This window comes from Sandaracinaceae bacterium (assembly GCA_020633055.1).
GTDB lineage: Bacteria > Myxococcota_A > Polyangia > Polyangiales > Houyiibacteriaceae > JADJJE01.
Genome location: JACKEJ010000006.1, coordinates 397,023 through 418,372, shown reverse-complemented (window position 1 = coordinate 418,372; position 21,350 = coordinate 397,023). Strand labels below are relative to the sequence as shown.

18 protein-coding genes are annotated in these 21,350 nt (G+C 67.4%); 9 read left to right on the top strand and 9 right to left on the bottom strand.

The features are described 5' to 3' along the window. Position 1: 1 nt before the first annotated feature. From H6726_11165 to H6726_11155, 3 genes are all read left to right on the top strand, one after another. On the top strand, positions 2-961 hold the full coding sequence (locus H6726_11165) for a hypothetical protein (GenBank protein MCB9658199.1): 960 nt from the start codon (positions 2-4) through the stop codon (positions 959-961). Continuing rightward, the gene (locus H6726_11160) at positions 921-1,769 is read left to right on the top strand and encodes a phosphodiester glycosidase family protein (protein ID MCB9658198.1); all 849 of its coding nucleotides are present in this window, start codon (positions 921-923) and stop codon (positions 1,767-1,769) included. The genes H6726_11165 and H6726_11160 overlap by 41 nt, the downstream gene beginning before the upstream one ends. A 155-nt stretch (positions 1,770-1,924) precedes the next feature. Next, positions 1,925-2,374 carry a hypothetical protein gene (locus H6726_11155; GenBank protein MCB9658197.1) on the top strand — a complete coding sequence of 150 codons (450 nt, stop codon included), beginning with the start codon at positions 1,925-1,927 and terminating at the stop codon, positions 2,372-2,374. Here H6726_11155 and H6726_11150 read toward each other — a convergent pair. From H6726_11150 to H6726_11140, 3 genes are read right to left on the bottom strand one after another with little or no spacing between them, the layout of a single operon-like run. After that, positions 2,334-2,948: a hypothetical protein gene (locus tag H6726_11150; GenBank protein ID MCB9658196.1), complete on the bottom strand. Its 615-nt coding sequence runs from the start codon at positions 2,946-2,948 to the stop codon at positions 2,334-2,336. The genes H6726_11155 and H6726_11150 overlap by 41 nt on opposite strands. After that, positions 2,945-4,687 (bottom strand): propionyl-CoA carboxylase, encoded by a 1,743-nt coding sequence (locus H6726_11145; protein ID MCB9658195.1) that lies wholly within the window; start codon positions 4,685-4,687, stop codon positions 2,945-2,947. The genes H6726_11150 and H6726_11145 overlap by 4 nt, the downstream gene beginning before the upstream one ends. Further along, positions 4,687-6,075: an ATP-grasp domain-containing protein gene (locus tag H6726_11140; GenBank protein ID MCB9658194.1), complete on the bottom strand. Its 1,389-nt coding sequence runs from the start codon at positions 6,073-6,075 to the stop codon at positions 4,687-4,689. The genes H6726_11145 and H6726_11140 overlap by 1 nt, the downstream gene beginning before the upstream one ends. 149 nt (positions 6,076-6,224) lie before the next feature. On the opposite strand from H6726_11140, the gene H6726_11135 reads away from it, so the two are divergent. The 3 genes from H6726_11135 to H6726_11125 all read left to right on the top strand — a co-directional run bounded on the left by H6726_11135 (position 6,225) and on the right by H6726_11125 (position 9,236). Then, on the top strand, positions 6,225-6,998 hold the full coding sequence (locus H6726_11135) for an IclR family transcriptional regulator (GenBank protein MCB9658193.1): 774 nt from the start codon (positions 6,225-6,227) through the stop codon (positions 6,996-6,998). Continuing rightward, on the top strand, positions 6,995-7,903 hold the full coding sequence (locus H6726_11130) for an aminotransferase class IV (protein MCB9658192.1): 909 nt from the start codon (positions 6,995-6,997) through the stop codon (positions 7,901-7,903). The genes H6726_11135 and H6726_11130 overlap by 4 nt, the downstream gene beginning before the upstream one ends. A gap of 133 nt (positions 7,904-8,036) precedes the next feature. After that, positions 8,037-9,236: a hypothetical protein gene (locus H6726_11125; protein MCB9658191.1), complete on the top strand. Its 1,200-nt coding sequence runs from the start codon at positions 8,037-8,039 to the stop codon at positions 9,234-9,236. 67 nt (positions 9,237-9,303) lie between these two features. Here the strand turns inward: H6726_11125 and H6726_11120 are convergent, their stop codons facing one another. From H6726_11120 to H6726_11110, 3 genes are all read right to left on the bottom strand, one after another. After that, the gene (locus H6726_11120) at positions 9,304-10,137 is read right to left on the bottom strand and encodes a hypothetical protein (GenBank protein ID MCB9658190.1); all 834 of its coding nucleotides are present in this window, start codon (positions 10,135-10,137) and stop codon (positions 9,304-9,306) included. Positions 10,138-10,183: 46 nt separating this feature from the next. Beyond that, positions 10,184-10,939 (bottom strand): hypothetical protein, encoded by a 756-nt coding sequence (locus H6726_11115; protein MCB9658189.1) that lies wholly within the window; start codon positions 10,937-10,939, stop codon positions 10,184-10,186. 941 nt (positions 10,940-11,880) lie between these two features. Next, positions 11,881-15,588 (bottom strand): hypothetical protein, encoded by a 3,708-nt coding sequence (locus H6726_11110; GenBank protein ID MCB9658188.1) that lies wholly within the window; start codon positions 15,586-15,588, stop codon positions 11,881-11,883. Positions 15,589-15,731: 143 nt separating this feature from the next. Here H6726_11110 and H6726_11105 point away from each other — a divergent pair, with 143 nt between their 5' ends. Further along, positions 15,732-16,226 (top strand): hypothetical protein, encoded by a 495-nt coding sequence (locus H6726_11105; protein ID MCB9658187.1) that lies wholly within the window; start codon positions 15,732-15,734, stop codon positions 16,224-16,226. Here the strand turns inward: H6726_11105 and H6726_11100 are convergent. From H6726_11100 to H6726_11090, 3 genes are read right to left on the bottom strand one after another with little or no spacing between them, the layout of a single operon-like run. After that, positions 16,135-17,598, bottom strand: coding sequence for a hypothetical protein (locus H6726_11100; protein MCB9658186.1), 1,464 nt, complete (start codon positions 17,596-17,598; stop codon positions 16,135-16,137). The genes H6726_11105 and H6726_11100 overlap by 92 nt on opposite strands. 33 nt (positions 17,599-17,631) lie before the next feature. After that, on the bottom strand, positions 17,632-18,207 hold the full coding sequence (locus H6726_11095; GenBank protein MCB9658185.1) for a PepSY-associated TM helix domain-containing protein: 576 nt from the start codon (positions 18,205-18,207) through the stop codon (positions 17,632-17,634). Then, positions 18,200-19,030 (bottom strand): molybdopterin-dependent oxidoreductase, encoded by an 831-nt coding sequence (locus H6726_11090; protein ID MCB9658184.1) that lies wholly within the window; start codon positions 19,028-19,030, stop codon positions 18,200-18,202. Before H6726_11090 ends, H6726_11095 begins: the two co-directional genes overlap by 8 nt. 173 nt (positions 19,031-19,203) lie before the next feature. Here H6726_11090 and H6726_11085 point away from each other — a divergent pair, with 173 nt between their 5' ends. Together H6726_11085 and H6726_11080 are read left to right on the top strand one after the other, a co-directional pair. Continuing rightward, the gene (locus H6726_11085) at positions 19,204-19,821 is read left to right on the top strand and encodes a TetR/AcrR family transcriptional regulator (protein MCB9658183.1); all 618 of its coding nucleotides are present in this window, start codon (positions 19,204-19,206) and stop codon (positions 19,819-19,821) included. Positions 19,822-19,908: 87 nt separating this feature from the next. Then, positions 19,909-21,309 carry a cytochrome P450 gene (locus tag H6726_11080; GenBank protein MCB9658182.1) on the top strand — a complete coding sequence of 467 codons (1,401 nt, stop codon included), beginning with the start codon at positions 19,909-19,911 and terminating at the stop codon, positions 21,307-21,309. The last annotated feature ends 41 nt before the right edge of the window (positions 21,310-21,350 follow it).

Below are 21,350 nucleotides of genomic sequence, written 5' to 3'. Positions count from 1 at the left end.
CATGAGGTGGCTGAGCGCGTCACGAACACTCGGGAGGCGTCTGTGCGGCGCGGCCCTGGCCGGCTGTGTGACCATCGCGGGCGTCGCAGCGGGGGCAGCGGGCTGCGACGAGACGGTGCCGGGTGAGACATACGTGTACGTCATCGACGACATGCGCATCCTGATCGACCCAGAGCCGGCCGACGAAGGCCCCGGCGTCATCGATGGATTCGACGTGGACGGTGTGGACGGCCCCGTCGCGGAAGGCAACGCCTGCCGCGCGGTCCAGCAAGAGGACTACACGGCGCCAGACGGGCGTCACGGCATCGACAACGGACTAGCCGGGGGCGGCCTGGTGGGGCTGGTGACGCTGCTCGCCGCGCAGGAGGAAGACAGCGCGGACATCTTCGCGGGGCTGGTGCAGAGCGCGGTCACGGGCGGCACCCTGCTGGTCCTGCTCGAGTTCCAGGACGTGAACTCGTTCGAGAACGACGACCACGTGATCCTGCGCGTCGCCCTCGGTGAGCCCTTCGACGTGGGGGTGGGCACCGACGGTCGCCTGCTGTCCGGTCAGTCGTTCGATCTGCGCGACGTCGAGCCCGTCGTCATCGAGACCAGCATCGAAGACGGCGTGCTGTTCGCGAGCGGCATCTCGCTGCAGCTCGAGGGCTCCATCCTGGACGTGGAGTTCGAGCTCCCCATCTCGCTCGGACAGCTGCGCGTGGACTTCAACCCCAACGGCACCATCACGGGCGTGCTCGGTGGAGCCCTCCCGTGGACCACGCTGGCGGACGTCATCCCGCGCATCGGCGGTGCGTCGCAGTTCGCGACGCTGGGGCGCGCCATCCTGCGCGGCATCGCGGACGTGATGAACGTGGAAACGGGCGAGTGCGACCGCATCTCGGCTTCCATCCGCGTGCACGGCGTGCCAGCGTTCATCTATGGCGACACTGCGGGCACCGCGGACGCTGGCGTTCCGTAGCGCCTTCTGCTCGTTGCTATCCGTCGCTTCGCTGGCCTGCGGCACGCGCTCGGTCGACGAGCCTCCGCGGCCGGAGCACTCGCCTCGCGCGGCGGACCCCCTGCCGCGCGGCCTCACGCTGCGCACGGTGGAGCACCTCGGCGCGCGCTACACGGTCGCCTCGCTGGATCTGAACGAGGTGGAGCTGGACCTGTACGGGCAAGGGCCCGAGGGTGGCAGTCTGAACACGGTCCCCGCCGTCCGCGCGTGGCTCACGGCGCAGGGCCGGAGGATGGTGCTCGCGACCAACGCAGGCATCTTCGAGACCGACGGACGCGCCCTCGGCCTGCACATCGAGCGGGGCGTAGAGCACACGCCGCGCAACCTGGCCGACGCGCCCGGGAACTTCTTCCTCAAGCCCAACGCCGTCTTCTACGTCGCGACGGTCGGCGGGGAGCTGCAAGCCCACGTCGTGGAGACCAGCGCCTTCGACGAACCCGTGTCGCGCGTCCGACTCGCGACGCAGTCCGGCCCGGCGTTGCTGCTGAATGGTGAGCTGCACCCGCGCTTCCTGCCGGACTCCGACAGCTTCAAGCTACGCAGCGGGGTCGGGGTCGCGGCAGGGGCGCCCCACGTGGTGCACCTGGCCATCTCGGACGGCGAGGTGCGCTTTCACGACTTCGGGACGCTCTTCCGCGACGCGCTCGCGTGTACGGACGCCCTGTTCTTGGACGGGACCATCTCCGTGCTGAACGCTCCGGGTCGCCGCGGGGTGGCCCACGAAGGGGACAGGTTCGGAGGGATCCTGGTGGTGAGCGAGCCGCGTTGACCCGCAGGCCGACAAGGTGTCAGCGAGGGTGACGTTCGCAGCCACGCCGGAGCTTTCCCACATGCGTGACAATTGACCTAGATTCAAGGCCCGAAACGCACACGACGCGCACTTCCAGGGACCCCGCAGCGCCCGCTCGTGTCATCCTCGCCGTGATGATGTCCACCCGCACCGTGGCCCTCTCCCTGACCCTCGCGAGCATGGGGTGCGGCGGCGCCGCCGTCGGCGGCGAGGAGACCACCGCCACCCCCACGGCGGCGCCCAGCGGCCTCGGGCCGTTTCGACTCGGCATGAGCGCGGTCGACCTGCGCCTCGCCTGTGTGGACAACGACGGGAGCGACTGGTCTCCCAACCAGCACGCGTTCACGCGCGGGTGCGAGGTGACGCTCGACGTTCAGGGCATCACCTTCCAGCGCTTCGAGATGCGCCTGGACGGCCCCTCGGGCAGCCTCGTGCGGCTGCGGGGGCACGCGGACGACGCCGACGAGCTCGCGGTGCGGCGCGCCTTCCCCGGCGCCGACGTCACCGCGGTGGGCGACGTCGTGCTGGTCACGCTCGAGGCGCCTACGCCGGCTCCAGCCGAAGCAGCACATCCCCCCGATTGATGTCCTCGCCGTCCACCGGCACGACCGCCAGGACGCGCACGCGTTCCGGCAGGTCGTCGCCCGTGAGCGCCAGTCGGTTGAAGGTCTTCATGACCTCCAGCAAGCACACCGTCTGACCGCGCGTGAGCACGGCGCCGACCTCGGCGAAGGCGGGCTTGTCGGGCGCGGGACGCAGGTAGAAGCGACCGCTCATGGGCGCGCGGAAGGCGAGGCCCGTCGTGGCAGCCTGCCCCTGCTTCTCGCCCGCAGCGCCTGCTTCGGCGCCACCCAGCGGCGAGAGCTGCAGCAACTTCGCGCCGTAGTCCACCGTGGGCTCGCGCTGCTCGGGGAAGAGGCGCGCGACGACGCGCCCCGACACGCCCGGTGGCAGCACCAGCCGATGCTCGACGCCCAGCACGCTGAGCACACCGCAGCTGGCCTCGTCGCCGCTGCCCGCGCCCGCGCCGCTCAGCAGCGCGCGCCCCACGCTCGGGCCCAGGCGCCACACGCCGACCCCGGGCGAGGTCAACGTCACGGAGCCGTCTTCGTCGCGCAGCACGCCCACGCGCAGCGTCTTCGGGTTGCCTCCGCTCATCGTGCTGCTCCTCGGGCGACGGCGCGCGAGAGCGCGTCCAGGTCGTGCAGGCTCCAGATGCGCGGGTTCTTCACGCGCCTGTAGCCGTAGCCCTGATAGCTGGCCTCCACCAGCACCTCGAGCCACGCGCGCAGCTCACCGAGGGGGATGATCTCGTCGGTGTCCATCTGCGCCGCTGCGACGTAGGGGTCCATGTCGGCCTCGATGCGCGCCTGCGTCTCGCGCATGCCCTGCTCGATCTGCGCGCGCTCCACCGGGTCCTTGGTCATGATCTCGAAGTCGTCGTCGAGCTTGGTGTTGTACGTGGCGATGGCCAGCGTGCGGCCGTCCATCACGCTCAGGCGCGACGCGGGCGTCGAGAGCTGCAGCACGGGGTCGTACGGCAGGCCCGCCATGGCGTAGTAGCCCGCGCCCGAGGCCTTGCGCAGCAGCACCGTGAACATGGGCGTGGTATTCGTGCTGTTGGTGTAGATGAGGTTGCTGCCGTACCCCAGCAGCCCGTGCCGCTCGGCCTCGGCGCCGATGTCGAAGCCGCTGATGTCCTGCAGCCACAGGATGGGCAGGCCGTCGCTGTCGCAGGCGCGCGAGAACGCACTGATCTTGGCGATGCCGTCGCGGTAGAGCGCCCCGCCGGCGCGCACCTCGCCGGGGTGGTCGGGGTCGTCCACCAGCCCCTGCCGGTTGAGGATGAAGCCCGCGTAGAGGCCGCCCACGCGCCCCACCCCGCAGATCATCTCGGTGCCCACGTCGGGCAGCACCTCCCAGAACAGGCTCTGGTCCGTCAGGCGCGCCACCACCTCGTACGCGTCGTAGGCCTGGCGGTGGTCGGCGGGCACGATGCCCGTCAGCTCGCGCGGGCTGTAGAGCGGCTCCACCGGGCGCGCGTCGCCGCGGTAGAAGTCGGCCGCCGAGCTGGGCAGGCGCGCGACGTCGCGCCGCATGCAGGCCAGCAGCGTCTCGTCGTCGGGCACGCGCACGTCGGCGCAGCCCGACTGGTGCACGTGCACCTCGGGGCCGCCGATGTCGAGCGACGTGATCTTGGTGCTCTTCGCGCCCTTGATGAGGGCCGCGCCGGCGATGACCATGTAGGCCTGCTCGGTCATGTAGACGCGGTCGCTGATGAGCGGCATGTAGCCGCCGCCCGCGATGCAGTCGCCGAACACGCCAGCCACCTGGGGCACACCGGCGTCACTCAGCTGGCTGTTCATCTTGAAGATGTGGCCTGCGCCGCGCTGCCCCGAGAAGCTGCGCCGCTGCTCGGGCAGGTAGAGGCCGCTGCAGTCCACCAGGTAGAGCGTGGGGAGCCGCAGCTGGAGCGCGATGCCTTGTGCGCGCTGGATCTTCTCCGGCGTGCGCGGCCACCACGCGCCCGACGCCACCGTGTTGTCGTTGGCGATGATCATGCACAGCCGCCCGTGCACACGCCCGAACACGGTGATGACGCCCGCGGCGGGGCTCTCGAGCTTGCCGAACTGCTCGCCGAAGTTGACGAACGTGCCCACCTCGTAGAGCGCGCTGCCTTCGTCGCACAGCTGCAGCAAGCGCTCGCGCGTGGTGAGCTTCTGCTTCTCGTGCACGCGCGCGGCGTACTTCTCGCCCCAGCCGTCGCGCACTCTGGCTCGACGCGCCTCGAGCTTGGCCTCGAGCTCGGCGTAGCCCGCGCGCAGCTCTTGGAAGGTCAGGTCGTCCACCACGCTCTCGCGCGCGTGTCCTACGGGGGTCAGCTTCACGAACGCCATCAGCGCGCCTCGCTCGCGGGCCATCCAGGGATGCCCGACGTGTCGTACTGGTTGCTGCGAAACGCCGTCGAGCCGAGGATGGCGCGGTGCATCGCGGTGGTGGTGGGGACGCCCTCGCAGGTGAGCGCGCCGAGCGCGGCGATCATGCGGTCAGCCGCTTCGTCACGGGTCGCGCCGCGCGTGATGACCTTGCAGAGGAGGCTGTCGTAGAAAGGCGGGACCTCGTAGCCGGCCTCGACGTGCGTATCCACGCGCACGGCGCCGGCCACCTGCTCGGGCAGGTCGAAGCGGGAGACCACACCGGGCGAGGGCTTGAAGCCCTGCTCGGGGTCCTCCGCGTTGATGCGGCACTCGATGGCGTGCCCGGTGAGCGCGATGTCGTCCTGCGTGAACGACAGACGGTGCCCCGAGGCCACGCGAATCTGCTCGGCGACCAGGTCGACCCCCGAGCGCATCTCCGACACGGAGTGCTCCACCTGGAGGCGCGTGTTCATCTCCATGAAGCGCAGCGTGCCGCCCTCGTCGAGCAGGAACTCCATGGTGCCGGCGCCCACGTAGCCAATCTGCTGGCAGGCGCGCACGGCGGCGGCGAGCGTGCGGGCCAGCTCGTCGGGCGCCAGACCCGGCGCGGGGGACTCCTCGATGAGCTTCTGGTGGTTGCGCTGCACCGTGCAGTCACGCTCACCCAGGTGCACGACGTTGCCGTAGCGGTCGGCCATGAGCTGGACCTCCACGTGGCGCCCCTTCTCGATGAGCTTCTCCAGATACACGCGGTCGTCGGCGAAGCACGCCAGGGCCTCGGCCGAGGCGTCTTCGAACGCCGCGCGGATCTCGTCGTCCGAGCGCGCGATGCGCATGCCGCGCCCGCCGCCGCCGCTCTCGGCCTTGAGCAGCACCGGGTAGCCCACGGCGCGGGCCACGCGCTGGGCGTCGTCCGCGTCCGCCAGGATGCCGTCGCTGCCTGGGATGAGGCTGAGCCCAGCCTGCCCCATGGCGCGCTTGGCGGGCGTCTTCTTGCCCATGAGCTGCATGACCGAAGGGGTGGGCCCGATGAAGGTCACGCCGTGGGCGGCGCACAGGCTGGCGAAGACGGGGTTCTCGGACAGGAAGCCCCAGCCGGGGTGTAGCGCGGAGCAGCGCGCCTGGACGGCGGCTTGGACCACGCGCGGGGCGTCCAGGTAGCTCTCGCTCGCGCGCCCCTTGCCCAGCACGACCACCTCGCGGCCGCGGGTGTAGGGGGCGTCGCGGTCGGCCTCGGACACGCCGAAGACGGGCGTGATGCCGAGGGCGTCGCAGGTGCGAGCGACCCTCGCCGCGACCTCCCCGCGGTTCGCGATGAAGAGGCGGCGGATGCCGACGTAGGGGCGGGGTGCGCTCGGTTCGCTCATGGCGGGGCGCAGTCTATCACGACTGAATGAAGATTCAGCCGGTGGGTGTAACGAGTGGCCCACGGGGGCTTGCGTGGCGCCGGAGGATGGGCCAGGCTGTTCCATATATTGGATCTTAGTTCCGCATTTCGGAACCACCCTGCGCGCCCATGCCCACCGCGACCTCCATCGAGAAGGCCCTCGACCTGCTGATCACCCTCGGTGACCTGGGCGGGCGCGCGGGCCTGCTCACGCTCGCCGAACGCGCGGGCGTGCCGAAGTCGTCGGCCCACCGCCTGCTGCAGAGCCTCGTGTCCCGCGGGTTGGTGACGCGCAGCGCGGACGGCGACTACCAGCTCGGCTCGGCCCTGGTGGTGCTGGGCGACCTGGCCAGGCGGGGGGACGCGCTCCTGACCGCGAGTGAACCCGCGCTGCGTGACGCAGCGCGACGCACGGGCCAGAGCTGCTTTCTGGTGGTCCCGCGCGAGCAGCGGCTGGAGGTGGCGCTGGTGGCCGAGGGCTCGGGCTTCTTGCGCGCCATGCCCACCGTGGGCGCCCAGGTGCCCGTGCACGCCAGCGCGTCGGGGCGCCTGTTCCTGGCGTTCGACCCGCAGCAGGTGGGGCTCGCCGACGACGCACGCTGGGAGCGCTTCACGGACGCCACTCCGTCTTCGCTGCGCGCGCTGCGCAAGCGCGTGTCCCGGGCGGCCGAGCGCGGCTACGACACCAACGTGGCCGAGTGGATGCCCGACGTGGCGGTCGTCGCGGCCCCCGTGCGCCTCGGCGAGCGGCTGGTAGGCACGGTCGCGCTGGCGGCCACGCCCGGGCACTTCCAGCGCGAGGGCGAGGCCTCGCTCGCGACGGCCGTACAGCAGGCGGCCCAAGACATCGCAGCGCGGCTCGGGCCCGCGCCGCACACGGACAAGAACGGAAGAACGACATGAGCGACATGAAGGTGTGGATGAACGGCGGCCTCGTGGACATGGCCGACGCGAAGGTCTCGGTGCTGGACCACGGGCTGCTCTACGGCGACGGCGTATTCGAGGGCATCCGCATTCGCCACGGCCGCGTGTTCCGGCTGGCCGACCACCTGCACCGCTTCGAGGCCAGCTGCGCCGCCATCGGCCTGACGCTCCCAGGCGGGCAGGACCGCGCGCGGGAGGCGTGCCTGGCCGCGGCGCGCGCGCTGGACAAGGACGAGGCCTACCTGCGGCTGGTGGTGACCCGCGGTGTCGGGCCCCTCGGCATCGACCCGACCACCTGCGGCGCGCCCTCGCTCTTCTGCATCGCGGGGCAGATCGTGCTGTTCGACGCGGCCAAGCGCGAGAAGGGGCTGGACCTGGTCACCTCGTTCTGGCGCCGGCCGCCCTCGGACGTGCTGGACCCGCGCGTGAAGTCGCTCAACTACCTGAACAACGTGCTGGCCAAGCGCGAGGCCAAGCTGCGCCACGCGGACGACGCGCTGCTGCTCAACGCACAAGGGCGCGTGGCCGAGAGCGCCGGCGCCAACGTGTTCATCGTGCGCCGCGGCGCGCTGCAGACGCCCCCGGCGAGCGAAGGCGCGCTCGAAGGCGTGACCCGCCGCAGCATCCTCGAGCTGGCGCGCGAGCACCGGGACACGCTCGGCCTGCGCGTGGAGGAGGTCCCGCTTGCGCGCGCGGACCTGCTGGACGCCGACGAGGTGTTCCTCACGGGCTCGGGCGCCGGCGTGGCGCGCGTGGCGTCGCTCGACGGCGTGGCCCTGCGCGACGGACGGGACCCGGCGGACCCCGCGGCCAAGCGCCCCAGCGAGCAGCTGCTGGACGCGCTGGTGGAGCTGGCGCGCACGGCGGGCACGCCGTTCCGTTAGACCGTGACGCGTTCGACGGGGATGGACCAAGGGCCTCCGCGTGGGACACTGACCCCGCTCGATTCTTGGTCCGCACCTGTTGGCGCCCTCGGACCGTCGGGGGTATACCCCGCCCATGAAGGGGAGCCTACCGATGAGCCGACTGTTCCCTGCGCTCGTTCTGATGTCCGCCGCGGCAGCGTGGTCTGGCTGCGCACAGAGCCACCCATACGCGCACGACGGTGACGCATCCGTCGTCGATGCCAGCGGTCCCCACGACCAAGGGGTCACGGACGACTCGATCATCGACGTCGGCAGTCCGGACGCCGGGATGCTGGACGACATGGGGACCGTGCGTGACGCCGGTCCGCCGCCGACCGTTCCGCTCGTGGCGGGGGACGGTGTCCTGATCGACGCGTTCGTCACCACGGCAGGCATCGTCGTCGTGCTGCGTGACCAGGTGCTGTTGGTGAGCCGCGCGGGTGGCGAGCTGGCCCGCTGGACGGCGCCGCGCGAGATCACGAGCGCCGCCTTCGATGGCACCTACCTGGGCATCGCCGATGGCGCCGCGCTCACGACGCTGACGGCCAGCTTGGAGGAGCAGGGAGACGTGTTCTTGACCGAGCCCTGCGCGTCGTCCGTCATCGTGGGGCAACACCGCTTCGTGTGCGGTCCGTCGAACGACTGGGACCGCGTGTTCTACACGTACGACTTGGTGACGAGCATGTTCGTGGCGAGCTCCGAACCGTACACCTACAACGGCATCCCCATGCGAGCGGTGCCTGGTCGGGACGCGTTCATCACCGTCAACACGCGGAGCAGCCCTGCGGACGTCCACTACTACGCGGTCGAGTCTTCGGGCGTGCCGACGTTCATCAACGACTCGCCGTACCACGGAGACTTCGCGGTCAACGGCGTCTATGCCTTCGACTCCGCCACCGCGACCCACGTGGTCACGCACGAGGGCGTGCTCCTGCGCATCGACCCGTGTACCGAAGCGCACGTCTACCCTTCCACATGCTTCGTCCGTGACGGCGCCGTCGGGACGCTACGCTCCGGCGAGGAGTACCTCGGACTCGACACTGGTGCCGATGGAAACCTGTACGCGCTGGTGGGCAGGGGCGCGCGCTGGGGCGTCGACTCGGTCTGCGACGACGGCTGCACCGGCCAACGCATCGACGTGAGCACGCGCACCGTGACGGCCAGCGCAGGGTGGAACGTGGTGGCGGCCCAGCTCGTCACGGTGCGTCACGACTCGGTCACGGGAGGAATGATCGCGGCCGGACACCGGGAGTGCGACGTGTTCGAGGGGGAGTGCGCGGGCTGGCGCGTGTTCCACCTGGCGTTCGAGTAGCCGCCAGGAACCCGACGCCGCGAACCAACTCGAGGTCCGCCCAGCCTTACTGACAGGGAGGGCCTTATCAATCCGCAATCAGCTCGCCAACAGCCACGAAAGATGCCGACATACTCGTGCAGCTACCGCCTACTTCAACGTCACGAGCCGAGTCTACCCAGAAGCGAACGATTCCGTCAGTCAGATTTCCACCCGACTCTGCGACGAGGTACGCGATGAGTCGCTCAAGTACTTCATCACTCAGAATTCCCCCGAAATACAGCTCGATAGAGGACTCGCCCAATGGTCGCCATAACAGCTGCGTGCTCTCGAGCTCGACCTGTAAGACCGTGTCGCCTGTGAGGTTCAGGGTGATCGGACCACCAGGCAAGGGCGGGATTGACAGGTGATCTGTTGCGAACGTGTGCCACAAGAGAGTTCCTTCGCGATCACCCAACGAGAAGAGGCTGTAGCGTTCGCAAGACAAGCGTTCGCCTGGGTCGAACTGTGAAAAGCCGATGCCTTCCGAAACACAGAGTACCCCAGCCGCGTCTGGACACGGCGAGACGGCACCCAACAGGGACCTAAGATCCAATACAGGCGAGATATCATCCGCGAGGCTGGCAAGTCCGTTGTCGCCACTCGGTCCTTCTTCCATCCCACAGGAATCACGCGTGAAGTCCAAGTCGAAGCCTTGCACGGCGCCTGCCTGGACATCGGCGTAAGGTGGAAGTGTGATCGAGACGATCCGGTAATTGCGCACTTCTCCGGGCGGATCACACACGCGATTCTGCTGCGCATCCAGAGGAGTCCCCAGGTCCGCTGGTGTGCCCATGTCGGCCACGACCTGCACATCCGCTGCGCACGCGCTAGCAAGACCACATAACAAGGTTCCCAGCAGACGGCTACAAGCGCAGATCATGAACGAACTGTAACGTGGGCCTGCCTTACTGACACGGAGGGCCTTATCAATCCGCAATCAGCTCGCCAACAGCCACGAAAGATGCCGACATACTCGTGCAGCTACCGCCTACTTCAACGTCACGAGCTGAGTCTACCAATCCGCGAACGATTCCGTCAGTCAGATTTCCACCCGACTCTGCGACGAGGTACTCGATGAGTCGCTCAAGTACTTCATCACTCATAATTCCCCCGAAATACAGCTCGATAGAGGACTCGCCCAATGGTCGCCACAACAGCTGCGTGCTCTCGAGCTCGACCTGTAAGACCGTGTCGCCTGTGAGGTTCAGGGTGATCGGACCACCAGGCAAGGGCGGGATTGACAGGTGATCTGTTGCGAACGTGTACCACGAGAGAGTTCCTTCGCGATCACCCAACGAGAAGAGGCTGTAGCGTTCGCAAGACAAGCGTTCGCCTGGGTCAAACTGTGAAAAGCCGATGCCTTCCGAAACACAGAGTACCCCAGCCGCGTCTGGACACGGCGAGACGGCACCCAACAGGGACCTAAGATCCAATACAGGCGAGATATCATCCGCGAGGCTGGCAAGTCCGTTGTCGCCACTCGGTCCTTCTTCCATCCCACAGGAATCACGCGTGAAGTCCAAGTCGAAGCCTTGCACGGCGCCTGCCTGGACATCGGCGTAAGGTGGAAGTGTGATCGAGACGATCCGGTAATTGCGCACTTCTCCGGGCGGATCACACACGCGATTCTGCTGCGCATCCAGAGGAGTCCCCAGGTCCGCTGGTGTGCCCATGTCGGCCACGACCTGCACCTCCGCTGCGCACGCGCTAGCAAGACCACATAACAAGGTTCCCAGCAGACGGCTACAAGCGCAGATCATGAACGAACTGTAACGTGGGCCTACGGATGATGCAAATGCATCTCTTCGCCGTGAAGGACGCAACAGTGAGGAGCACCTCGAACGAGCGTTCCGCGATGGACATCAGTGCGGTCGATGCCCAAGATGTGCGCCTCTCCTCGCCGAGCGCGCTGACCCGCTCGCCGCAACACGCCTGCGCTTTGCCCCCCGGGTGCTCGGCGTGTTCGGAGGAACTTGGTCCGCACGCTACGCAGTACAGAGCGTGCACCATCACCGCTCAGTCTCGCTAGCTAGCTAGCACGCCACGGGCATCACTCAGCGCTCACCGATCTGAACTTCGTAGCGCTCTTCCACTGGTTCCGCATCGGATTCATCCAGTATGGTGCCCGCCGCGTCATATCGGACGAGGTTGGCGTGCGTGACCGTCCCGCAACTGGCAAACAGAGCTCCAGCAGCGTTAGAAAGCGGTCTCATCGTCTCCGTAGCATGGGTCGCTAGCACTGAGGTGTCCGCCGCAGGGACTCTCGTGCAGGTTCTTCCGACGACCGGAGCGTTCGGGCAGATGTTAGGAGTATTGCTCAAAGAATTTCGAGGAGTTCGCTGGACCAACCAACGGTCCGGCGTTCCGACCCAAAGATGCCCGTAGACCACCACTTCAGTTCTCGCGACAGTATAACTTCCATCAGCGCCGGGCGGCATACGGATCTCGCGTACGCTTGATTCCAAGACTACGCACTCGACAGGGTGAAAGTCGATCGGGTCGATGGATCCACAGTCCTCAGGCGCCGTCGCATCATGGACTGCCATGCTCTCACTGCAGGACACTGCCGCAAGGAGCGTCACCGCAACTACAGTCAAGCACACGATGCGATGGCTCGCGGACTTCATGGACGCTCCAATGTACATTGAATCCGGAGCGGTCTCTGGCGCGGCCACGCCGCACAGTCGAGTTCTTCAGGCACCGGGAATGCACAGCTACCATCCATTCCGAACTCCCACTCCACTCCCACCACTACTTCACTGTAGGGCCAAGCCGCCGACGCTGGAGCCCACCATTGTGCAGTTAGTCGGACCACCCTTCCCGTTCGCGTATAGGACACTACGCGCCCATGGAGCGCGTCAACGTAGAAGACCCGTCCGCCAGCCGTCCGCCAGTCACTGCCACCGGCAATATCAAGAACGGATACCTCAACACCGTCGGCGAGAGTGCGAAGGAACAGTCCGTTCGAGGACGGCTGATAGTGTTCGGGGGCCTCAAACTCAGCATCGACCCGAAACCGAACAAGACTGCCAACACGGGCCACCGCTACGTCGTACTTCGTCATCGAGTACTCGCCTAGCATCGTCTCGCAACCAACGTTACTAGTAGCAGTACTTGAGTAAACAAACTGACCTTCGTAGCCACCTCGATCAACCTCTCGGGCAGCATACTGCACCGGATTCCTACCTGCGCCCGAGTCAACTATTGGTGCAATCGTGGACGCCATTCCAAGGTAGTGAAATGTCCCGTCGGCAACTCGATACACTGCCACCCCAAGGGAGTCCGGGAAGGCTGGAACAGCATAAACCGCGACGACACCATCGACCACGTCAAGCTCGATCGTCGGCTCGCCTACCTGGCAAGCGTCCCCGATTCCATCGCCCTGAGCGTCGAGTTGGCCTGGATTCGGAGTCTGTGGACAGTTGTCAATGCGATCGGGAACGGTATCGTTGTCACGGTCAGCGAATCCCTCGTCAACTTCGCCATCCGCATCGTCGTCGAAGCCGTTCAAGCGTTCGGCGTTTGGGGGGAAGACATGGTCCGTTCTAGGTGAGGTGCCTAAGCCCCCGACAGGCAGCACCGGGCACTCTTGGTTCCAGCCGATGGGGTCCAAGGGACCAGTCGTCATTCCAGAATCTGCATATCCAGGTATCAGCTCCCGATACGAGCGTGGCTGAAGATAGCAATTCCGGTCACCATCGTGCGGGATAACACTCAGCGTCATCCGTGGTACGTTTCCGCGGTCCGCCGTAGCCTCCATCCTGCGTTGGGGAAAGGGTTCACTTTCGGCGTATGGTCGTGTATCAGCGCGCACCGTCCCCGAACTGATTACACCATCGCAGTTCCAGTCGGTTCCGGGAAGGTTTCCTTCTTGCCGGAGAGTAGTCGACCCAGTCCCACTCATCTGCGGTCTGTCTTCAAGGTCGCCACAGTTCCACGTGAAGACCGGCACGAACCCGTCGTCTGAGTAGACGCATCCCTCTGCGGCGAGAGCCTGGGCCCATGCGGAGTTTGGTCGCTCGTCGAGTCGACGCTCGTTAAGTATGCCTAGGTCAGTCTGCGTGAATCTGTAGTCGATGGTCACCGCACCAGTGGACAGATTTCTACACTCGGCGCCCTCCGCGTCATCGTACCGATAGTTCATGAGGCTGCGATAGTTTGGCATCTGATTGGGTGCGCCAAGTCCTTGGTCCCAGTCGTATCCAACCCGCCCGTTCGATAGTCTTACCCGCTGCTGCAGAGTGCCGGCCTTCCCTCCGTGCCCCAATCCCATCGTGTGGCCAAGCTCGTGCGCCACGATGTTCCGCAGCCGGGTGGAGAGTCTGCAGGATGGCTGTACGTCGGCACAGGCCGACAAATCCCCCGGACAATCACAGAGCACAGGCTGTTGATTGGAGTCGTTGCGGGACGCGAGCGCAGATATGCTAGTGAACCGTCGGCGGGCTCCGCCGTCTTCGCGAATCGCGTTGAACTTGATCGCAGTGTGAGTCCACGACCATTCCGGCGGAAAAGCGTACCCAGAGGGATGAAAGTCGGACGGTAGCGCCATTGTTTGCTCGGCCCCGCGACTTTCTCCTGGAGAAACACGCGGCACTATCACCGAAGTCCAGTGCATCCGAACGCCAAGGTCGCGTAGGTATGTATCCGCAGTGAAGTTCATCGCCGCCTCGATGTCAATGCCTTCCTCAGCCATCGCGTGAACGAAGAGGTCCTTCTGACAGGGGTCTGCGCCCATCGCCGCAAGCGGGACCGAACGCCCGTCGGGAAATGTCAGTTCGGTAAACTCCCAGCCATCGAGCAGACCATCGTCATCACTATCGGGGTTCGACGGATCGGTGCAGTAGTGCGCCTCCAACGTATCCGGGAGCCCGTCTGCATCTGAATCGGTCCCCATCGCGTAGGCGAAGCGGATACTATCGGTAGCGATGCGCAAGCCATCATCCTGAGCAACGATCGTTGCATCGAACCACCCGGGTCCATTCATTGGGATTTCATAGTCGACCGAGCAGACGATGATGTTCCGGTTCCCGGAGCTAGAGTCAAGCATGCACGTGGTGTCGCCGAACGGACTGTTCGGTGAGATGCGAACGACCCTCATCTCGCCCGACGAGGTTGTGGCTCGGACGGTTAAATTTGCGATCTCACCCGCCCGCGGGCGCGCCGGCGAGAGCGTAACCTCGAGCGTCGGGGCCGGTCCTTGCTCGACGACCTGAAACGTACTCATAGCGACGCCGCGTTGCCCAGAACTGTCCTCCGCGATACAAGTAATTCTGTGCATCCCAGGTGCAACGTTTAGGGGTCGTCGGGTGACTCCGCCTATCGCTCGCGGCAGTTCGACATCTGCGTCGCCTTGTAGGCTAGTAGCGAACAAGCGTAGTTCAGTCTCCGAAAGTAGCGGCACGTCGTCGATGAAAACCGAAAAAGACGCGAGATCCACATTATCCGTAGCGCTCCATCGGAACCGCGCTTCGTCGGCAAGCACGCCGAACCCCGCAAGTACTGTAGCGTTCGTCACGGCTTCACATTGAGTGACGAATGGGGGCGATCCGTCGTCCCCGGGGGGGTCAGTGAGCGGAGAGGAGACGTCGCGACAGATCGATGCATCCCATGTAAGGATGGTAGATATGCCGTTTACGATCTCCGCGGCAGAACCAGTAAATGGCCAGACTCCCACTAAGCCCAGCGTACTTGGGTCGATCGGCGAGTTCATTCTCTGAACGATTTCTTGCTGACTGCGTGCGATCGACCAGAAGCGAGTCTCCGAGAAGTTTCCGTTCGCGCCGAACAGCGCATCACTGACGGCCCTTCCGACGGAGAACTCGTGGTTTAGTGGGACAGATGTGAATGCAGTATCTTGGAGGATCCAGAGCTCTGACCCCGGCCCACCCGGGACTTCTGTGACGACAATGCCATCAACGTAGGCGGTGAGTATCATGCCATCAAACGTGATGGCAACGTGGTGCCATTGGTCGACGAGAAACGACGACACCGGAACCTGTACGACGCCGGCTGACTGGAACTCAAGTACGGTGTCACCGCCGAAGTTGTGCACGATGACGGCCAGTCGGTTTCCGATCTCGTCGGGATCGTCTATTTGAAAGAGTACGTGGAAGAAGCTGTCGGTGTCGTCCGGCAGCGCCTTCCGCCGATACCAAGTCTCAACGGTAAACGACTCGGCGGACAGCCGCGGGTCGGGCCCTGCTATCGCACCTTCGAAGTTCAGGCTCGTTCGAACACATAGGGTAGGGTCCTGTGCTTGTGACTTCGTCGGACACCAACAGGACAACGCTATCGCGCACACAACTACTTGCAGCCCCATCCTCTTGTGCATTCGCATGTCGTATCTGATTTTCCCTAGCACGTCAACCGCTATGGTTGTCTTGGGCGGCGTTCCCCCTCGCCGTCCCGCGCCTAGGCTCCCGAAGTCGGGGGCCCCGAAGTCCAGACCGGTCCGCGCCTGCTACGCTCCCGCCCATGAGCGAACCCACGTTGCCCCCGTGCGGGCTGTACAGGACCACCCGCGCCATCGGCGCCGTCCCGGCGGGGCGGCTGGTGTACTTCCACAACCACGGCAACCCGGGGCCCGGCGTGTACCTGCCCGCCAGCTGGAAGCAGAACCGCGCGCAGTTCCACGCGGGCGGCACGACGCTGCCGAGCCCGGAGGACGCGAGCAGCCTCGAGCCGCTGGCGGCGGAGGGGCTGTACGTGGTGCGCGAGGCTTTCCACTGCTGCGACAAGAAGTGTGTGGCCTATGCCCCGGGCATGCTGGTGCAGCTGGGCTACCAGGGCAGCGCGCAGGCGCTGTTGTTCGTGCCGCGCTGGGTGCAGGGCTCGTTCACGCTGCCCGAGCAGGGCAACGCGGTGGACGCCGGCGTGGTCACGAAGCTCGAGGCGCTGCGCGTCCCGGACGAGCTGCGCGAGGGCGCGCAGGACGCCCCTCCGCCCGGGCCGGACGAGGTGCTGCACTGAGCGACTGCGCCCGGCCGAAAGCCCCACGTGCACCACGAGCACCGTCGGCGGCGGTGGGACGTGAGGGGTGAGGCGCGGCGGGACGCATGGAGCGCGGCACGTGCGCGCGGTGCGATGCGGCGTACCGCACCGACCTACGAGAACGCGAGAGCGCCCGCGCCTGAGCATCGGCTGGAACCTCCCACCGTGTGCCTTCGCAGGCCGTACGAACCCACGCCGCCGTCTCGTCGAGGTGGTCGGCGCCCCAGTCGATCGCCCGGAACGCCGCCTCCAGATCGCCGCGGTCCAACACGGCGACGGCCGCCCGTGGGCCGGGGATTGGCAGCTGGTCGAGCGCGAGGCCGAATTGCTCGGGGATGACCTGGTACGCTGCGATCTCCGCTCGGTACGGCGGCTGTTGCACGGTCGCGAGCGTCGCGAGCACCGACGTCCGCAGCACCGCAAACGCTGCGCGCAACTCGTCGGTCGTCTCGGCGTTGCCGAGAGCATCGAGCGCCGTCGTCACCGCCGCCCCCGTGCCCTCGGTCAGGAAGGCGTCCGGGTCGTAGAGCGCCTCCGCTAGGTCCCATACACGGTCGTACGCCTCCGACCCGTCTCCGCGGATCGGAGGGTCGCTGTCCAGCCACTCGAGCAACGCCTGCGCCGCGCTGAGGTGCTGCTGCTGCTCCTCGAGCCACGCGTCTTGTTCGCTGACGTACGAGTTGAGCTCCACGTGGCTGTCGGCCGAGGCCTCCACTAAGGCGTCATAGATCGCCGCGTAGAGGGCGATCGTGCCAATGGAGCAGTCCGTCGGTTGATTCGGCCGCGGGTCCTCCGTGTCGACGTACCGCTGAGTGACGGACAACGACCACTGCGAGAGCTGGAAGGGCGCGTCGCGCATGATCACCTCGAGCATGCCGGTCTGGGGGTCTTCGAGCGCCGTCTGCAGCCCGGAACGGACCTCGTCGACGGCACCTGCCAGCGGGTGCTGCTCCGCCGTGAGGCCCTCCTGCAGCTGCGCGAGGAGCGCGTCGAGCGCGCGGGCGTCAGCCACCAACGCAGCCGTGGCCTCCGTGTCGTCTTCCGCGCCCGCTGCCGTCTCGTCGTAGTACGGACCCGCCGCCTCCTCGTCGTAGTAGTCGGAGCCGCCCCCGCCCTCGTCGAGCGCCGCGTCCAGGTCGAAGCGGTCGGTGGCGGTGAGGTTCTGGAAGAAGAAGTCCTCGAGCAGCTGCCCCGTAGCGTTGCGCGGCTCGACGACGGGCGCCGCGGGTGTCGTCACCTGGGCCGTCGCCGTGGTACCTGCGCCGCGGCCGCAGCCAGCGAGGGACGGGACGAGCGCGAGCACGGAGCAACAGGCGAGCCGCACGAACCGGGAGGCACCTCGGTGGGTCATGGAGCGCATCGTACGTCACGCGCGACCGACGCGTCAGGGCCCCCCGCTCAGCGTCACGTACAGCACTGGCAGCAGCACGCCGAGGCCCACGAGCAGCCCGCGCCGGCCGATGCCGGGCCCGCGCGCCGGGATCATGAACAAGCCGCTCAGCGCGAGGAAGAGCAGGCCCACGGCGTAGGCGTCCGCGAAGTACGTCCAGGCGGCCTTGCCGCGGTTGAGGTGCAGCCAGTTCGCGACACGCAGCAGGGGACGTGGCCGTCGCGCCTCGAGCCGCGCCGTGCCGGCCTGGGTGTCGACGTAGACCACGTCCTCGCCCACGCGCAGCGAGAACGCGCCTTCGCCCTCTTCGTAGCGCTCGTCGAGCGGGCCCGTGACGTCGAGGGCCGCGAGGATGGCCGCGTCGCGCGCGTCACCCTCGTGCTCCGGGAGCTCAGCGAGCGAGACGCTGCGCGACAGCTCCGTGAAGTTGGGGTCCCACTCGCCGATGTGGTTCACCGCCAACCCGCTGAGCGCATAGACCAGCGTCAGACCCACGGCGAGGTAGCCCGCGTCGCGGTGCAAGGAGCGCAAGACGCGGCGTGCACGGGCCGCCGTCAGCCGCTCAGCCATAGCGCTCTTCACGCCAGGGGTCGCCGTGGTTGTGGTAGCCGCGGCGCTCCCAATAGCCGGGCGCGTCGCGCCCCGTGAAGCGGATGCCCGTGACCCACTTGGCGCTCTTCCAGAAGTACAGGCTGGGCACTACGGCGCGCAGCGGGCCGCCGTGGTCGCGCTCTAGCGGGGCACCGTCCAGGCGGTGGCTGATGAGCACGTTCGGGGCCAGGGCCTCACGCAGCGGCACGTTGGCCGTGTAGCCGTAGGGCGCCTCGAAGATGACGTGGCGCGCGGTGGAGCGAACACCCGCGCGATCGGCCAAGACGCGCAGGGGCACGCCCTCGAAGCGCGCACCGAGCACGCTCCAGCCCGTGACGCAGTGCACGTCGACGGTGCGCGTCACCACGCCCATGGCGAGCAGCTGCGCGAAGGTCAGCTCGAGCGGGGTGTCCACGTCGCCGATGACGCGCAGGCGCACGTTCTCGATGGACGGGTCCCCCGGCGTGCCTCCCATGGGGCGGAGACGCCGGATGACCCGCTGGTTCGGGGGGAGTCGCGGTCGCCCGTCGCGCAACGTCTGGGCCCGGGCCTCGCGGGTCAGCCCGTCGTCGATGAGCCCGTAGTACCCGAGCACGGCGAGGCTGGTGCCGCCGAGGGCCTTGGCGATGAAGCTGCGTCGGGTCTCGCGCCGCTGTCGCGCGAGGAACGCGTCGTTCTCGCGTGCGTCGGCCTCGGGGTCTGCGCTGGCGGCTGCGTCGGCTCCCGAATTAGCGCTCGCGCCTGCCTGCGCATCGAGGTCGGCGCTGGTGTCGCCCGCGTGCGCTTCGTGTTCCGTGTCCAGGTGCGCGGGCCGGGGCGCGCGCGAGGGTGGGTCGGCGTTGCTCACCCTCCCTCGTAGTCATGGTCCCCCGGATCGTTACAAGGCGGGTCATCGCGGGCGGCTCGTACAGCCTCACTCAAAACGCAACAGACCGTTGCGTTAGTGACAGGGGCCAGCTAGAACGTGTTCTCGTCATGTCGGCCCCCTCCCCGCGCGCCAGCGCCAGCGCCTCCGAGATCGCCCGTCGGCCCAAGGGCCGCAGCGAACGCGTGCAGCGCCAGGTGTTCGACGCCGCGCTGGCCATCCTCGCGCGTGACGGGCGCGGCGCGCTCTCGATGGAGGCCATCGCGCACGAAGCCGACGTGCACAAGACCACGCTCTACCGTCGCTGGGGCAGCGTCGAGACCCTCGTGCGCGAGGCCTGCGCCGACTACGACGACACGTCCATCAAGGCCCCCGACACGGGCTCGTTCGAGGGCGACGTGCGTGCGCTGGCCCAGCAGTTCGGGCGCTACCTGTCGCAGCCCATCACGCAGGCCATCGTGCGCATGGTCGTCTCGGACGCGCCGCACGACCAGGAGCTGCGCGAGTGGGCCGACGAGTTCTGGCTCACCCGCAGCGGCCCGTTCGATACCGTCGTCGAGCGCGCCATCGCGCGCGGCGAGCTGCCTGCGCACGTCACCGCGATCGAGCTCGCCGAGCCGCTGATCGGTCCGATGATCCTGCGCGCGCTGGTCACGGGCTTCGAGCTCGACGACCGCGACTTCCTCGACCGCCTGGCCACGCTGGTCCTGCGCGGCCTCACCCTCTGACCGCTGCACGAGCAGACGCGCGGCCACGTTCCGAGGACGCGCGCGGCCGAGCCGCCTGTCCTCCCGACCCCGCCCCCGAGAACCACCATGCGCTACGCCATCGACCCCCGCTTCCGCGCCATCCCCGGCACCTCCTCCCCGCTCGAGCTGCGCGCGCTGGTGCAGAACCCGTTCGCGTTCTTCGAGCAGCGCTACCTGACGCACGGGCCCATCTTCCGCTCGAGCCTGGTCTACCCCGTGGTCTGGATGATGGGCGCCGAGGCCAACCGCGCCATCATGGTCACAGACCGCGAGACCTTTTCGTACGCGGGCGGCTACGGGCAGCTCGCGTTCGGCAAGCTGTTCAAGCAGAACGTGCTGGTGATGGACGGCGAGGAGCACCTGCGCGCGCGCACGCTGCTGGAGCCGGCCGTCAACCGGCTGGGGCTGACCGAGGTCATCGACCAGGTGCAGGGCATCTGGGACAGCGCGGCGGATCAGCTGGAGCGCAAGCCTCATGGCGACGTGTACGACATCGCGCAGCGCGCGACCTTCGAGGCCTCGGCCATGGCGCTGACGGGGCTCAAGGACGGCAGCGAGCTGGACGCGATGCGCCCGCACTTCGAAGCGATGATCGTGGGCGCCATGGCGCACACCAAGGTGCGCTACCCCGGCGGGATCCTGGACGCGGGCCTCAAGTCGCGCGACGTGCTGGTGGACATGCTGCGCCCGCACATCGAGCGCGCGCGGCGCGACCCGAACCCCAAGGGCTTCCTGGGACGGCTGGCGCAGGACAAGGACGAGCACGGCCGCTACCTGCCCATCGAGGACATCATCCACCACACGCTGCTGCTGTTCTGGGCGGGCTACGACACCACGGCCAGCGCGGGTTCGTGGGTGCTGCACCTGCTGGCGCACCACCCCGAGTGGCAGGACCGCATCCGCGAGAACGTGTGGGACGTGCTGGGCGACCAGCCCTACGAGCTGAAGGGCAGCGCCAAGCTGCACACGGTGAGCTGGTTCCTGCGCGAGGTGGAGCGCTTCGGTCCGAGCCTTTCGATGTTCCCCCGCACGGCCGTGCGCGACTTCGAGTTCGGCGGCTACACGGTGCCGGCCGGCACCCCGGTGTTCTGGAGCCCGTGGATGAGCCAGCGCTGCCCCGAGGCGTTCCCGCACCCGCATGCGTTCGACCCGGGCCGCTGGGACCCGGCACGCGGCGAGGACCAGGCCAAGGGTAAGTACATGGTGGGCTTCGGCGGCGGGCCGCGCCTGTGCCTGGGCCGCAACTTCGCGCAGATGCAGCTGCGCATCCTGATCACGACGCTGGTGCGTCGCTTCCACATCGAGCCCGACGGAACGCAGCCCTTCCACATCCAGGGGCTGCCCACGCATCACCCGGTGGACTCGCGCGTGCACTTCCGCCCGCTGCTCGCCTACCAGCAGCGCGGCGGGGCGCGGACCGTGCGCTCAGCGGCCGGCGAACAGGCCGTGAACGAAGCGCTGGCGTGACGCAGCAAGTGGGGCGCGCGCGGTGATACGCTGAGCGCGCC

What these genes read in the sequence shown, in the direction of transcription:
- H6726_11165 (MCB9658199.1), top strand. Translation starts at nt 2, where the DNA reads ATGAGGTGGCTGAGCGCGTCACGAACACTCGGGAGGCGTCTGTGCGGC.
- H6726_11160 (MCB9658198.1), top strand. Translation starts at nt 921, where the DNA reads ATGGCGACACTGCGGGCACCGCGGACGCTGGCGTTCCGTAGCGCCTTC.
- H6726_11155 (MCB9658197.1), top strand. Translation starts at nt 1,925, where the DNA reads ATGATGTCCACCCGCACCGTGGCCCTCTCCCTGACCCTCGCGAGCATG.
- H6726_11150 (MCB9658196.1), bottom strand. Translation starts at nt 2,948, where the DNA reads ATGAGCGGAGGCAACCCGAAGACGCTGCGCGTGGGCGTGCTGCGCGAC.
- H6726_11145 (MCB9658195.1), bottom strand. Translation starts at nt 4,687, where the DNA reads ATGGCGTTCGTGAAGCTGACCCCCGTAGGACACGCGCGCGAGAGCGTG.
- H6726_11140 (MCB9658194.1), bottom strand. Translation starts at nt 6,075, where the DNA reads ATGAGCGAACCGAGCGCACCCCGCCCCTACGTCGGCATCCGCCGCCTC.
- H6726_11135 (MCB9658193.1), top strand. Translation starts at nt 6,225, where the DNA reads ATGCCCACCGCGACCTCCATCGAGAAGGCCCTCGACCTGCTGATCACC.
- H6726_11130 (MCB9658192.1), top strand. Translation starts at nt 6,995, where the DNA reads ATGAGCGACATGAAGGTGTGGATGAACGGCGGCCTCGTGGACATGGCC.
- H6726_11125 (MCB9658191.1), top strand. Translation starts at nt 8,037, where the DNA reads ATGAGCCGACTGTTCCCTGCGCTCGTTCTGATGTCCGCCGCGGCAGCG.
- H6726_11120 (MCB9658190.1), bottom strand. Translation starts at nt 10,137, where the DNA reads ATGATCTGCGCTTGTAGCCGTCTGCTGGGAACCTTGTTATGTGGTCTT.
- H6726_11110 (MCB9658188.1), bottom strand. Translation starts at nt 15,588, where the DNA reads ATGCACAAGAGGATGGGGCTGCAAGTAGTTGTGTGCGCGATAGCGTTG.
- H6726_11105 (MCB9658187.1), top strand. Translation starts at nt 15,732, where the DNA reads ATGAGCGAACCCACGTTGCCCCCGTGCGGGCTGTACAGGACCACCCGC.
- H6726_11100 (MCB9658186.1), bottom strand. Translation starts at nt 17,598, where the DNA reads ATGACCCACCGAGGTGCCTCCCGGTTCGTGCGGCTCGCCTGTTGCTCC.
- H6726_11095 (MCB9658185.1), bottom strand. Translation starts at nt 18,207, where the DNA reads ATGGCTGAGCGGCTGACGGCGGCCCGTGCACGCCGCGTCTTGCGCTCC.
- H6726_11085 (MCB9658183.1), top strand. Translation starts at nt 19,204, where the DNA reads ATGTCGGCCCCCTCCCCGCGCGCCAGCGCCAGCGCCTCCGAGATCGCC.
- H6726_11080 (MCB9658182.1), top strand. Translation starts at nt 19,909, where the DNA reads ATGCGCTACGCCATCGACCCCCGCTTCCGCGCCATCCCCGGCACCTCC.